This window comes from Rhizobium sp. WSM409, assembly GCF_057653825.1.
In genome coordinates, this window is the sequence record NZ_JBYGKP010000003.1 from 119,812 (window position 1) to 132,864 (window position 13,053).

Below are 13,053 nucleotides of genomic sequence, written 5' to 3' on the forward strand. Positions count from 1 at the left end.
TTAAGTAAAATGATATTTATTGGCGTTTCGATAACCGTGGAGTTATGCGAGCGATGATCGACAGCCGGGTCAAGTTCCGCCATCTGCAAACCTTTGTCGAGGTGGCGCGGCAGAAGAGCGTCATGAAGGCCGCCGAATTGCTCCATGTCAGCCAGCCGGCGGTCACCAAGACGATCCGCGAACTGGAACAGGTCCTGGGTGTCGATGTCTTCGAGCGCGACGGCCGCGGCATCAAGATCACCCGCTACGGCGAGGTCTTCCTGCGCCACGCTGGCGCGGCACTGACGGCGCTGCGTCAGGGTCTCGATTCCGTCTCGCAGGAGCAGTTTTCCGATGCGCCGCCGATCCGGATCGGCGCGCTGCCGACGGTGTCATCGCGCATAATGCCGCGGGCGATGGAACTCTTCCTCAAGGAAAAGACCTGGAGCCGGGTGAAGATCGTCACCGGCGAGAACGCGGTGCTCCTGGAGCAGCTTCGCGTCGGTGATGTCGACCTCGTCGTCGGACGTCTGGCCGGCGCCGAGAAGATGGCGGGCTTTTCCTTCGAGCATCTTTATTCCGAGCAGGTGGTGTTTGCCGTGCGGGCCGGCCATCCGCTGCTCGACGGCCGGCAATCGCCGTTCGCCAGCTTCGGCGATTACACGGTGCTGATGCCGACGCGGGGTTCGATCATCCGGCCGGTGGTTGAAAATTTCCTCATCGCCAACGGCGTTTCCAGCCTGCCGAACCAGATCGAGACGGTGTCGGATTCCTTCGGCCGCGCATTTCTCAGGGCAAGTGATGCGATCTGGATCATTTCCAACGGCGTGGTGGCGGGCGATGTCGCCGACGGGCGGCTGGCGCTTCTGCCTGTTGATACCGGCGAGACCAAGGGGCCGGTCGGCTTGACGATGCGCGCCGATGCCGTGCCGTCCCTGCCGCAATCGATCCTGATGCAGACGATCCGGGAGGCGGCAGGCGAGGTTGCATGAAGCAGCGAAGGTCGGATCGATGGAGGATCAGAATAAGGATCTGGGCCGGCAATGGAAGCGACGGTGGAATTGGTCGTGGTGCTTTCGGTCTAGTGAATACGCGCATGCTGCCAAAACAAGCTTCCGAGCCGTCATGGTGAATGACGCCGGAAGATCGTTCCACAGGGCGAGAAGATACCCAGGCTCCGGAAGGTCGGTTCGCGACCGCAATAACTTGGTACTCGTCCGGCTTTCAGGCCATGGCGTGCGATGAGGTCCGGCTCGATCGGGATGGCCTGCATGGTCATCAGCTCTCGAAAGCCCTGAGCGCGGGTTCCGCTCTTTAGCCTTTGTCGGGAAGGCGCGCGGCAGGAAAATGCTCGCCATCAACTGCGGGCTGGCAACTACTCAGCTCGGGAAAAGCAGCTGTGCTTAGAACTTGTAGCCGACCTGCAAACCGGCGCGCGTCATGCCGTCGTTCGGCCCGCCGCAGAGATTGGCGTGCGATGAATGGGCGATCTGGGCCATGACATTCCAGTGCGGGTTGAAACGGTAGCCGGCGCCGAGATATTCGTGGAAAAGGACGCGACAGCCGAGTTCCGGGCCGTCATCATCGACGTCGAGCTCGCCGGTGTGAATGACGCCGCCGAAGCCGGCTTCGGCAAAAAGCTTGTCGTTGAAATCGACCGTCCAGGTGAATCCGGTGAAGAACTGGGTGGCCTCGCCTGACGTGCCGATCGAGGTGCCGAGATGCACACGAGGATGCAGCAGCTGTTGCTGCCAGCCGACCGCCGTATCGTAGCCGAAGGGATCGAAGAGAGCGGTAACCTCCGGAAAGACGCCGTCTTCCCTGGAATGGCCCGATTGTACGGAGGCCGAGACGCCGAAGCGCAGTTCATCAAATATCTGCTCGCCGGCAGTCGCCGAGCCCGCGACCGAGATGGCGGCTGCCGCTGCCAATGATGCCATACCCAAAAAACGCAACGCGATCTTTCCGAAGTCGACCCTCATTTGCTGTCCTTTGATTCGCGTCGGGCGGGAATAAGGAAGAGGTAACATTGGCGCTACGGTTTGCCAAAGACGTTTTGGGGGAAAAGGCGTGGTGATTTGCCAACTTATATTCCGCCACGGGCTGCTGCTTGGACTATACGAGCCATCGGAGCCATCAGCAGGGGCGTTTGATCAGATGCGCTTGAAAAAAGACCAGATCTGGACTAAGTCTAGTTCGAGACAGGAGACTTATCATGCGGCATGCGCCAAGGGTGCAACGAGAGGGCCGGGAAGAACAGCGGTTGGAACCTGAGCGGTTCGCTCCGGTCAACCGCAAGAGGCTGAGCGCCCCGGCACTGCGAACCTTTCTGGCGATCGCCGATCTCTGGGGGCTGACCGAGGAGCAGCGTCTGCTCGTGCTGGGTTACCCCTCGCGATCGACTTACCACAATTGGGCCAAGCAGGCGCGCGAGCACGGCTCCTTCACGCTCGATGTCGATACGCTGACCCGGATCTCGGCCGTGCTCGGCATCCATCAGGCGCTCGGCGTGCTGTTTTCCGATGAACGCGCCGGCGTCGCCTGGCTGCGCGCACCACATCATGCGCCGGTATTCGGCGGCCGCCCGCCGCTTGATATCGTGACCAACGGGACCCAGGACGGGTTGATGACCGTCCGTCGGTTTCTCGATGGCGCGCGAGGTGGTCTCTACATGCAGCCAAATATCCTCGACGACGCGTTCACGCCTTACGAAGATGCGGACATCGTCTTCCGGTGAGAGATCGTTTTGCCGAGGCGCCGCGTCCGTCGTTCCGGCTGATTCCGTCGCAATTTCCGCCGATCGGACTTTTTGAGACGGTGACGAGGGCGGCCGATCTCGAAGCCGTGATGGAGTTGGTCGGCTGGACCAACGACCGTCTTGTCGCCGACCGCATCCGGCGGCTTCCCGAGGCAGAGTGGGTTTATGGCACACCCAACTCCAGTATAGTGATGGCGGCGTTCCTGCATGTCGCACCCGGCGGAATGCGCTTCAATGGCCCGGATCTCGGCGCCTGGTATGCCGCCGACAATCTGAAAGCAGCCGCCGCGGAGGTCGGCCATCACCTGAGGCGCGAGGCCGTCGCGCGCGGAGTTACCACGATGGCGCGCATCTATCGAAGCTATTCGGCCAATCTAGCTGGTGATTACCTCGATATTCGCGGAGAGCAGACGCTAAGGCCCGATGTCTATGACGGCACCAGCTATGCGGCCTCGCAAGTGCTGGGAGAAGAGGTGCGCTCGAGCGGCGGCGCCGGCATCCTCTATGACAGTGTCCGGCTGAGAGGCGGCCTCAACATTGTCGCTCACCGGCCGCGCAATATTCGCGACGTGGTGCAGGTCGACCACTTCGAAATCACGGTCTCCGCCACCGACCGGCGCATCGATGTGAGGAAGCTTGCAAGTAGGCGGCGACCAAGAGGCAACGCCTAGACTGGGAGACGCTCGGCCCATGCCTTCACCGCCTTCGCCATCGTGGCGAGGTGGTCGGCAGTGGAGAAGCCGGAGATCGTCTTGCGCGGCTTGAGATCGTGGTCGCCATCCTCGAGCCAGAGGATCTCGATCCTATCGGACAGATCGTAGCCCGGCACTTCATCCCGCGTACCGAATTCGTCGCGGGTTCCCTGGCAGATCAGCGCCGGCGTCGTCAGTCTCCTGAGATGGCCGGTGCGCAGCTTCCCAGGCTGGCCGGGCGGATGGAAGGGATAGCCGAGGCAGAGCAGGCCGGCGATCTTTCCTCGACGATGGAGATCGTCGGCCACCATGCTGGCGACCCGGCCACCCATCGACTTGCCGCCGATGATCAGCGGGCCGCTAGCGCCGAGCTCGGCAATCGCCCCCTCGTATTCGGGATTGAGTGTTTCGGCGCGCGGCGGTGGTTTACGACCTTCCGAGGTACGGCGGGCCGCCATATAGGCGAATTCGAAACGGGCGACACGGAAGCCGACGCCGGCGAGCGCATTTGCCGCTGATGTCATCGACGCCGAATCCATCGGCGCGCCGGCGCCATGCGCGAGAAGGATCGTGAAGCGCGCGTCCTCGGGCCCCAGCAGCAAAAACCTGTCAAGCATCAGTAATCCTCCATCCCATCGCCGGAACCATGTCGATGGTCATGACTTCCTCCTGGAAAGGAGACAGACAATGTCGACGAATGATCAAAACGTAAAGCCCGAGCAGCGGCGACCCAAGGATGTCGGGGCCGTTCCCGAGAAACCGGAGCCGGCCGACGCGGAATCGATGGCGCCGCCGGTGGTGCAGCCGGCTGGGGTCAGGGACAAAAGCGAACGACCCGTGGTCAATCCGATCACTGGTGTCGCCTCCTGATCGACCGCGGTCGATTATCGTGTGGAACCGCTGAACCGCCTCTTGAAACCTCGAAGGAAAGGGTCCATATACCCGTCCTGCCTGAAAAATGGATGCGCGTGGTATCGACGTCGTCGAACTGCTCGTTGTCCGACAGGATAAGGGCGCTCCCCGCAAGGGTCGAGCGCCCTTTTTGCTCTACAGCCATTGTGCTCATCGCCGCTACTTGCGTTCGCCTTGTCCGCCCAGTCTGGAGGGCACGGTGTTTAAGGCGTCAGCCCGCCTCGCGACCTCAGTGCGCTTCTTCGACCGATTTCCGTCATACCGATTGAGTTTTGCCTGGAGTCGCGCAATTTTCTCAATCAACGTTCTCGACGGAGAGCTTTTAGGCTTTCCGAGAGAGACCTGATGAGGCGGATGTTTTCCTAGATCGCCATTCCCTTGGTGTGAGAATGCTGGTGAAGTGGCTCTGCGTCCAGTTCTTAATGGCAATCCGCTTCATCGATGACAACAAAATGCAAACGCGGTATTCGCAGGCTCCGACGCGGGAGCCGAGCATGGGCGACAATCTCCTCCCCTGGCGCCGCCATGAACACTATCGTGAAATGATTACTTCCGCCTGGGGGTATTCCCGCTCTTCCTTGTAAAGAATAATGTAGCCGGGCAAGGCCGTGGCTTGCCACCCACCGGGCAGGTGGCTCACGATGCTTTTGATCGCCTCTCGTGGTGTCATCGGCCCGCCCTTGGCGGGGAGGGACACGGATGCTAGGTCCATATGGGGTTTTCGGCTCCCACCGCCCTTTCCTTGATATCGGAAAGTGTAAGGCAGGGCATCCTTCAGCCGTGCGAGCGCGCTCGCCGCGGTCTCATTCTGATCGATGGCGAACGCCATCTCCCTATCGATGTCGATTGGGAACTTTGCGTCGAAGTTCCTTGGATCGACCCTGGTTGTGTCTCGCTCGCGGCCCGGATCGTTCGATCCGAAGCCACTACCATTCCAATCAATAGCCTTGACGCCGCCGTAATGACGGATCAGGTCAGATTCCAGATCCACGGCGGTAAACACGAACACGCGCACCGCCTTGAAGCTTACACGAGCAGGGTCGAGGCCGACGCGATGCATCACCTTGCGCGAATGGCGCGACAGGCGCTTGTGAAGGCCGGCGTCGGCATCGGTTTTGCCGATGTAAACAAGCTGATCGTCCAGAAAAAGCTGATAAACGCCTTGTTCTTCCGGAATGGCGGCGAGGTTGGTGGTGTTCAAGGGCACGGCACCCAAGTCGTCCAAAACCTCGATCAGTCGAACAAGCAGGGCTCCAGGAAGATCGAACTCAAATTCGACATAACCTGTCATGCGGCGATTCCGGAAGCCTTGAACTGCAAATGCGCGTTCACGCTCGACGCCACGACATGCGCTAGCTCAACGGGCACGGCATTACCAAGCTGACGCATGGCCTCGGACCATGATCCATGCAAACGGAAGTCGTCGGGGAAAGTTTGAAGCCGCGCGCTTTCGCGCACGGTGAAATATCGGACGCTGCCATCGGGACGCAGCAGCATATTTTCGCCACCAGGCACGCCATGGACGCCCGCCTTGAGCGTCTTCGCCGGCTCGTCGAGCGGACTGCCCGTATGCCCCGGATATGATCTGGCTCCGGGCTGGAAACGGTGATTGAGGTAGGTCATGGATTGCTTTGGCTCGCGCTCCGGATCCGGCAGGTCGGCGATCGCGTCGCGCGTGGTCCGCCACGGCAGGGTATCCGGCTGCCGACCCAATCGCGCCACGCGTTGACGATAGCGGTCTCCTATATCCCGATCGGCCTTTCGAACTCGATGCCGATCCCAATAATCACCGTGAACCTGGTCCCACAGAAGGGCGTCCAGGGAATGAGTTTCCGCGGGAAATGCCCACTTGATATCAAGGTCCGACCGGAAGCCCACGAAGACGACGCGCTCCCGACGCTGCGGCACACCATGGTTGGCGGCGTTGAGCACGCGATACACGACGCGGTATTCTAGCCCGGCGACCCGCCGGCGGCTGGTATGGTGGCGCTCTAGCCGCTGAAGGTGACCTTCCCAGCCCTCCTCGGATTTCGCGACAATGTCCGGGTAGGTCATCTGCAGCACGATGTGAGAGACGTAGGTCGCGAAACTCTCGCGGGTCAGGCCCTTGACATTCTCGAAGATGAAGGCGCGCGGCCGGGTCTCCCGGACCGCGCGGACGGCCTCTGGCCACATATCGCGGCGATCGGCGTGAGCCTGGTGCTTTCCCCCCAGGGAAAACGGCTGACATGGCGGACCGCCAGTCACAAGATCAAGCTTGCCCTCGAACCCGCGGAAGTCGACGCCACGGACGTCGCCCTCGATCGGCATGGGCCAGCTTGCGAGAGAAGCGATCCCATTCTCGCGATTCTCGCGGATCGTGTCGCAGCACCAGCGATCCCATTCAACGACGGCTTGCGGGGTGAAACCAGCGCGGCTCACCCCCATGCCTAGGCCGCCGGCCCCGGCGAAAAGTTCGATTGCCCGCATTATCCCTCCAGGAATTGCCTTAGTTTGTTCTCTAATGGTTCACTATTCCGCAATTCACATTCCCAGACAACTAAAACCTGCCAACCCCGGCCCTGAAGATTGGCTTCCGCCCTGGCATCTCGCGCCACGGTCGCCTCGAATTTCGGTTCCCAAAACTCCAACCGCGACTTCGGCAGTCGCGCGAGGCGGCAGGTGGGATCGTCGTGACGATGCCAAAAGCAGCCATGAATGAAAATGACCTTGCGACGTTTTCCAAAGACAATATCGGGCTTTCCGGGCAATCCCTTGCCATGCAAGCGATATCGATATCCCATCCGATGGAGGAGGCGTCGGACGACCATTTCCGGCTTGGTGTCCCGGCCACGCACCAATCCCATTCGTATACTGCGTTCTTCTGGTGTCAGGCTGTCCATGCGACGGCGACTCTCATCTGCTTGCCCGTTCAAAATCGGTCTTCAAATTTTACCTGCCGAACTAGCGAGATAACGCCAGTGAGTGCAAGGCAGTGAACCCGCACGCCGAGGTTCTATCCCACCTTGTCGTTCCTAGGCACGGATCACCGCTCCCGAGTGACGGGTGCAATCGCGGCGATTAAGCAAATCGTTGAAAAAATGCATTATGAGCAATGGCGGAGAGGGTGGGATTCAACCCACGACACCCTCTTAGGTATGCCACATTTCGAGTGCGGCGCATTTCAACCACTCTGCTTCCTCTCAGTTCGGATCTTTAAACCTAACGCCCACTCCCCCACCGTTCCTGGTGATGAACTGAATCCCGGCGTTTTCCAGTGTCATTCGGATTAATTTCGAATTTGCAGCTGTGATCGATGGCGGACCGTCCTCCGCTTCAGCACGCCGTATCGTCGACAACCCTACGCTGGCCGACTCTGCAAGATCTTCAGCTGTCCATCGTAGTAGAGCCCTCGCCGCCCGAATCTGAGCCCCGGTTAATTCGCTCATTATTTTCGATTTCTCATTGAAACTTTTTAGTTCATGTGCAATATTTTGGTTCAGATCAGCCGCATCCGGTGTTTGAGCCACCGAACACGGCCTGACCACAACCTAAGCTGTCAGGAGCTCGGATCATGGCTGATTCCGACAATAGCAGAACTTTGTCTGGCGTCACGCTGGGTGAAGTCCATACACGGTTGTGAGATAGGGGAGCTCTCCACATGGAACTACGCCAGCTCTCCTACTTCGTCGCGGTGGCCGAGGAACTGCATTTCGGCCGGGCGGCCGCCAAGGTGCGCATCGCCCAGCCGGCACTCTCCAACCATGTGCAGGCGCTGGAGCGGGAGCTCGGCTGCGCGCTGTTCATCCGCTCGACCAGACGGGTGGAGCTGACGCGGGCAGGGGAGATCTTCCACGAGCGCTGCGTCGGGATCCTGAGCGAGGTCGATCTGAGTGCCGAGATCACCAGGGCGGTGGCCGGCAAGACGATCCGGCAGATCAGGATCGGCACCGTCTATCCGGCGACCACCGGCGTGCTGCCGGCGTTCCTTGGAAAGATCGCCCGCAAGTACCCGGATATCCGCATCCATATATCCAGCGGCAATACCGGCGACATCATCCGCGGCCTGGAAAACGGCCAGATCAATCTCGGTTTCATCCGGCCGGTGGAAAACATCGGCTCCTTGCGCTTCTCCTCGATCGCCCATGAGCGCTATCTGTTGGCGGTGGCGAGGAGCAACCCACTGGCGGAGCGGACGGAGATTGGCATCGATGATCTGCGCGGGGAAAAGATCATCGCCTTCAATCGCAAGAACCTCTCCTACACCGAGCGGTACTTCAACGAGAAGTTCGAGGAATACGATCTGACCCGCAACATCGCCTATAGCTGCGATGATACCTATTCGCTGGTGTCGCTGGTTTCGGCCGGGCTTGGCATCGGCTTTGCGCCGGAATGGACCGAGGGCCTGCCGAACCGGGCCTTCGAGCTGAAGGCGGTGAGGGGTATCGACTTCAGGATCGGGCTTGGTGTTGCCTGGAGCAAGGACGACCCGACCGCCTCGCGCGATGACATCGTCGATATCGCCCGCTCATTGGCACGCGCCTCCAAGTAAGGCGAGGGGCACCCAGGGGTGGCGGGGCGCTGAGCGGGAGACGCGCAACAGAGCATTGCGCGAGCAGTTTTAAACTAAAAGTCTGCATTTGCGGGGCAATGACAAACGGAGCCGCGGAGTGCTATAGCCCTACCGCCTTCCGCAGTGTCTCATTTATCCGGCTTTGCCAGCCTTCGTCTTTGGCCGTGAAAGCATCGACCACTTGTGGATCGAGCCGAATGCTCACGGCGACCCATCCGAGCTTCTTTTCCTGGTGATCGCGCGGTAACGATGAGGGTCTCCGCGACCGATTGAGTGGACGGAGGTCTGGATATCGAACAGTCGGTCGCCTTTGCCCAGGCGATGGAAGGCAAGGGGTGCGATGCAATCCACGTATCAAGTGGCGGTCTTTCACCCGCGCAGTCCATTCCGATAAGCCCGAGTTACCAGGTACCGCTCGCACGGACTATCAAAGCTGCCGTCAACATTCCTGTCGTGGCGGTTGGGCTTATAACAGAGCCAACGCAGGCGGAAGCTATTGTTGCGACGGGCGACGCCGATCTCGTCGCTCTCGCCCGTGCGATATACTCTGCGATCCGCGCTGGCCATGGCATGCAGCGGCGGAACTTGGCGGGCAGGTCACCGCACCGAACCAATATCTTCGGTCGCAGCCGTCCAAGTATAAGAGCTTGTTCGCGCCATGCGCGCGAAAAGGCTCCGTTCCTATCGAAGGTGATTGGCCCGCCACTCCGCTAGTTCCAGCGTAAGCGGGACTTCGCTCAGGCAATGCGGTCGGCCACCAAGTTCCTCCGCATGCTTGATCGTCGAGCGAAAGCGATATCCGGTCGCCGTGGATGGCGTTGCCCGTCGAGTTAAAGCCGCGTTGGAGCCCGCCGACGGTTTAGCAGCCAAGCGCAATGCATTTCCAATGCCGGGTGACTGATGAAGTGCAACTTTCAGACTTGACGCGGCTTACTCGCATCGTGACGCGATCTATTGCAGGGCTGCAAGCGATCGCTTTGCTCTTGTTTCCCACACTACCGCTCCTTGGAAAGCGGCGTATTCGAGAGCTTCTTGCATCATCTTTCCGGCTTCAAAGCGAAGGCCGGCTCTGGCAAGAACCTCACCGCGGAGGCGCATCAGCTCGGCCGTGTAGTAATGCTCCCCGGTGCGGGCACCGAGTGTCATGCCCTTTCCGACTGCGCCAGTTGCTTCGGCGAGATCGCCGACTTGAAGCAGACTGTCCGCCAATACGCCGAGGTAACAGGTCTTATCGACCTCCTGATCGCCCATATCGTCGCAGATGTTTTGCATCTGTGCGATGCCGGAGGGGTCATGTGATTCCGTCACCTTCAGCCAGCCCGAAAAGAAAATTGCCATCTTGAGCCAGAGCTGAAACCCGTTACGGGTAGCAAGCGGGACAAGTTCGTCTACCAATCGGTTAAGCGTCGCGGTATCCTGTCTAAGGGACATCAGAATGCAGCCATTGCCGAGACACGCGGCAACTCGATAGTCGCTCTGGCTTCGAGCATCTTCCTCTGCCGCAAGGAAGAGCTCAAAAGCACGTTTATCTTCGCCGAGCATCTGGAGCGTCCACGACAGATACACCATCGTCATGCTCGGAAAGTCGCTGCCGATCCTGTTGGCGCTGGAATTGTGTGATAGGGCTCGTTCCAACGCCTCCCGAGCCTGCGAGAATCGGCCGCGGACAAACGCACACATGCCCGCAAATTGCAGCCCAAGCACCAGCGCCTTGAGATTGTTTTCTCGGACGCCGATCTCCTTCAACTGGTCGCTCGCCCATTCCGCGTCCTGAAAGCGCCCCGAATTGAAGGCTATTCCGAAAAGGCCGTCCAACGCGTTGATCGCCGCTTCGGGGTCGCCGACGGTTTCGCTCAGGCGCATGACGTTGCGGTAGGCGGAGTTGCTGTCCGCTGTTAGGTAGCCGTACGCGGCGTAGAGGACATCGCCTCTTTCCAATTCTAAGGCGAGTTCCTTTCTATCACGAGTGGTCGAGGCAGGCATCCGTCGAACGCACTCAACGCCCTTGAGGAACATATTTGCGGCTTCCACCTTGGCCCATGTCGCTGCAAGCTTCCTAGCCGCGCTGAGCCAATAGTCGGCGGCGCGCTCGAACAGGCTGGCCTCGTCGTAGTGTTGTGCAAGCACCTCCGGATGCTCGACCACTGTGCGCGGTTCAGTAAGTTCGATCGCTTGCGCCACCAGGGCATGAAGCTGCCGTCGTCTGTCGCGCAGCAGCGCGCCGCGCGCCGCCTCCTGGAGCAGACTGTGGGAAAAAGTATAACGTGGCCAATTGCTGAAGGGCTGCGGCGCAACCAAGCCTACGTCTACCAGCTGCTCGATCTGGGGCCGGAGGACATCCGTCGACACTCCGACAACATGGGCAAGCGTGTTCAAGTCGAACTCCCGTCCGATCACGGCCGCCGTCTGGGCGACGACCTTTACTCCCCCGAGCTTGTCAAGTCGGGAAAGCAGGGCGGACTGCAGCGAAGTTGGAATGGTTGCCCGCCTGTCGCCATTTTGAAAGCTGTCCTCGCGCGCTTCCGCCGCGTCTTCGAGTGTCGAACGCGCGAGTTCCTCGAGAAACAAGGGAACACCTTCGGCCTTTGCCAGGAGCCTGTTGACAACCTCTGGATCAAGCTCGGTCTCGCATGTCAGGCTTCCAATCACGTTTCCGGCTTCTTCCCGGGAAAGCCTTGTCAGCTTTAGGTGGTCGAATTTCCCGTTAAGCACCGGAATATTGCGAGATGTCACGAGAAAGAGGATACAAGCTTCCGACGAGGCTCCCACGAGCGCCTGCAAGAGCCTTCGTGAAGACGGGTCGATCCATTGTTCATCCTCGACGACGCATAGTATCGGTTCCTCGCTCGCCAGATGCTTGAGCCAGCCGACAAAAGCAGCCGTGATCGTCTGCTCCTGTTGGGCGGAGTCGAGTTCGGACGGCGGGAACGAGGGATGCTCCAGGGCCAGCAATCGCGCGAAGATTGGGTAGCTGACCGACAGTGGTACTCTCGTCAAAGACAGGAACGAGGTCAGTTTCTCGGACGCCAAGTTCGGGGGTTCGCCATCAGCGAGGCCGGCCTCCTGCTTGAGCAGCCGGAGGAACGGATAAAGGGCGCTGTTCGAAAAAGCCGGAGAACATTGCGCTATCAAAGTCTTTCTCTGTTGAATCCCTCTTCGCAATTCGAAAACGAGCCTGGACTTGCCAATACCGGGCTCGCCGCTGATGGCGGTCACCCCGCCGGTTTCGGCGAGTTCCACTGATCGCCAGCTAGTCAGCAGCCGTTGCAGTTCGGAGTCCCGGCCTACCAGAGGAGTCAGTCGTGATTGCGCGCTAAATCGGTACGTACCAGACAACTCCTTGATCGCACGGCGGACGTGGATCGCGCGAGTGAAACCCTTCAGGCTTTTCGGCCCGAGATCCACGAACTCGAAATTGGTAGCCGTTGCTTCGTACGTATTCTGATCAACGAGTATGGCGTCCGGCTCTGCTAGCGTCTCCAGCCTTTGTGCAAGGTTCGGAACGGGACCGAACGCAACCGTGGAAACGCCAGCCGGAGCTCCTTCGATATCACCAACAACAACGAGGCCCGTGGCAATTCCTATCCGCACGTGCAGGGGTGTTCCATCAGGAGACTCCAACTGCGCGACGGCGGCCTGAACATCGAATGCTAGCTGCAACGCGCGCTCGGCGTTGTTTTCTTCCGAGGTCGGATAGCCAAACAGAACTTGAAACGCATCACCCACATAATTTGCTACGTATCCTCCATGGGAACGGGCAATGGCGCTGCAACGCGCGAGGTAAAGCTGGGTTAACTGACTGAAATCCTCCGGATCGAGACGCGCCGCGAATTCCGTGGATCCGACCATGTCACAAAAAAGGATGGTCAGCTGACGTCGCTCGACAGGATTTTTCTCTTCCCTCGCCATGGGCGTCTTCATTGCCGCAATCGCGGCAAGTAGCGTGCGTCGCGGACCCACGCGCACGCCCATTTCGATTAAATCATGTTCGGTGATCAATGGCAGATTGTTCAGATCGATTTGGGCATAGGCGAACTGTTCCGCAAGATGCTCTAGTCCGATTTCCGCCAGCCAACGCCCGACATCACTCATCGCCGCCCCGTATAATGTTTAACCGCCGGCTACTACTAGAACTTGCGCATTATTTTAGTTGAAGCTAC

Annotated in this window: 13 protein-coding genes and 1 pseudogene; 6 read left to right on the plus strand and 8 right to left on the minus strand. The window is 59.7% G+C overall.

Annotation, left to right across the window (positions count from 1 at the left end; genetic code table 11):
- Window positions 1–53: 53 nt before the first annotated feature.
- Window positions 54–971, plus strand: coding sequence for a pca operon transcription factor PcaQ (gene pcaQ, locus AC25BC_RS28065; protein ID WP_003553674.1), 918 nt, complete (start codon window positions 54–56; stop codon window positions 969–971).
- A 411-nt stretch (window positions 972–1,382) separates the two neighbouring features.
- Here the strand turns inward: pcaQ and AC25BC_RS28070 are convergent, their stop codons facing one another.
- Window positions 1,383–1,961: an acyloxyacyl hydrolase gene (locus AC25BC_RS28070; RefSeq protein WP_003553675.1), complete on the minus strand. Its 579-nt coding sequence runs from the start codon at window positions 1,959–1,961 to the stop codon at window positions 1,383–1,385.
- A gap of 233 nt (window positions 1,962–2,194) precedes the next feature.
- On the opposite strand from AC25BC_RS28070, the gene AC25BC_RS28075 reads away from it, so the two are divergent.
- Complete coding sequence (locus AC25BC_RS28075; protein WP_003553677.1) at window positions 2,195–2,716, plus strand: MbcA/ParS/Xre antitoxin family protein; 522 nt, start codon at window positions 2,195–2,197, stop codon at window positions 2,714–2,716.
- Complete coding sequence (locus AC25BC_RS28080) at window positions 2,713–3,408, plus strand: RES family NAD+ phosphorylase (RefSeq protein ID WP_003553678.1); 696 nt, start codon at window positions 2,713–2,715, stop codon at window positions 3,406–3,408. The genes AC25BC_RS28075 and AC25BC_RS28080 overlap by 4 nt, the downstream gene beginning before the upstream one ends.
- Here the strand turns inward: AC25BC_RS28080 and AC25BC_RS28085 are convergent.
- Entirely contained in the window at window positions 3,405–4,046 is a 642-nt protein-coding gene (locus tag AC25BC_RS28085) for an alpha/beta hydrolase family protein (protein ID WP_128407538.1), read from the minus strand. The genes AC25BC_RS28080 and AC25BC_RS28085 overlap by 4 nt on opposite strands.
- A 70-nt stretch (window positions 4,047–4,116) precedes the next feature.
- On the opposite strand from AC25BC_RS28085, the gene AC25BC_RS28090 reads away from it, so the two are divergent.
- Window positions 4,117–4,299 carry a hypothetical protein gene (locus tag AC25BC_RS28090; RefSeq protein WP_003548476.1) on the plus strand — a complete coding sequence of 61 codons (183 nt, stop codon included), beginning with the start codon at window positions 4,117–4,119 and terminating at the stop codon, window positions 4,297–4,299.
- 574 nt (window positions 4,300–4,873) lie between these two features.
- Here AC25BC_RS28090 and AC25BC_RS28095 read toward each other — a convergent pair.
- From AC25BC_RS28095 to AC25BC_RS28110, 4 genes are all read right to left on the minus strand, one after another.
- A complete protein-coding gene (locus AC25BC_RS28095) occupies window positions 4,874–5,632 on the minus strand; it encodes a GIY-YIG nuclease family protein (RefSeq protein WP_003553682.1) in 759 nt (252 codons plus the stop codon).
- On the minus strand, window positions 5,629–6,810 hold the full coding sequence (locus AC25BC_RS28100) for a DNA cytosine methyltransferase (RefSeq protein ID WP_128439060.1): 1,182 nt from the start codon (window positions 6,808–6,810) through the stop codon (window positions 5,629–5,631). The genes AC25BC_RS28095 and AC25BC_RS28100 overlap by 4 nt, the downstream gene beginning before the upstream one ends.
- The gene (locus tag AC25BC_RS28105) at window positions 6,810–7,223 is read right to left on the minus strand and encodes a very short patch repair endonuclease (protein ID WP_003553685.1); all 414 of its coding nucleotides are present in this window, start codon (window positions 7,221–7,223) and stop codon (window positions 6,810–6,812) included. The genes AC25BC_RS28100 and AC25BC_RS28105 overlap by 1 nt, the downstream gene beginning before the upstream one ends.
- A 300-nt stretch (window positions 7,224–7,523) precedes the next feature.
- Window positions 7,524–7,769 (minus strand): helix-turn-helix domain-containing protein, encoded by a 246-nt coding sequence (locus AC25BC_RS28110; RefSeq protein ID WP_003553687.1) that lies wholly within the window; start codon window positions 7,767–7,769, stop codon window positions 7,524–7,526.
- A gap of 212 nt (window positions 7,770–7,981) precedes the next feature.
- Between AC25BC_RS28110 and AC25BC_RS28115 the strand changes: the two genes are divergently transcribed.
- Window positions 7,982–8,872, plus strand: a complete 891-nt coding sequence (locus tag AC25BC_RS28115) for a LysR family transcriptional regulator (protein ID WP_003553689.1) — start codon at window positions 7,982–7,984, stop codon at window positions 8,870–8,872.
- A gap of 121 nt (window positions 8,873–8,993) precedes the next feature.
- Here the strand turns inward: AC25BC_RS28115 and AC25BC_RS28120 are convergent, their stop codons facing one another.
- On the minus strand, window positions 8,994–9,098 hold the full coding sequence (locus tag AC25BC_RS28120; protein WP_348625840.1) for a BrnA antitoxin family protein: 105 nt from the start codon (window positions 9,096–9,098) through the stop codon (window positions 8,994–8,996).
- 8 nt (window positions 9,099–9,106) lie between these two features.
- Between AC25BC_RS28120 and AC25BC_RS28125 the strand changes: the two are divergent.
- A pseudogene (locus AC25BC_RS28125) lies at window positions 9,107–9,618 on the plus strand (oxidoreductase); the annotation flags it as partial.
- Window positions 9,619–9,844: 226 nt separating this feature from the next.
- On the opposite strand, the gene AC25BC_RS28130 reads toward AC25BC_RS28125, so the two are convergent.
- Window positions 9,845–12,985 carry an adenylate/guanylate cyclase domain-containing protein gene (locus tag AC25BC_RS28130; RefSeq protein WP_128439059.1) on the minus strand — a complete coding sequence of 1,047 codons (3,141 nt, stop codon included), beginning with the start codon at window positions 12,983–12,985 and terminating at the stop codon, window positions 9,845–9,847.
- Window positions 12,986–13,053: the final 68 nt, after the last annotated feature.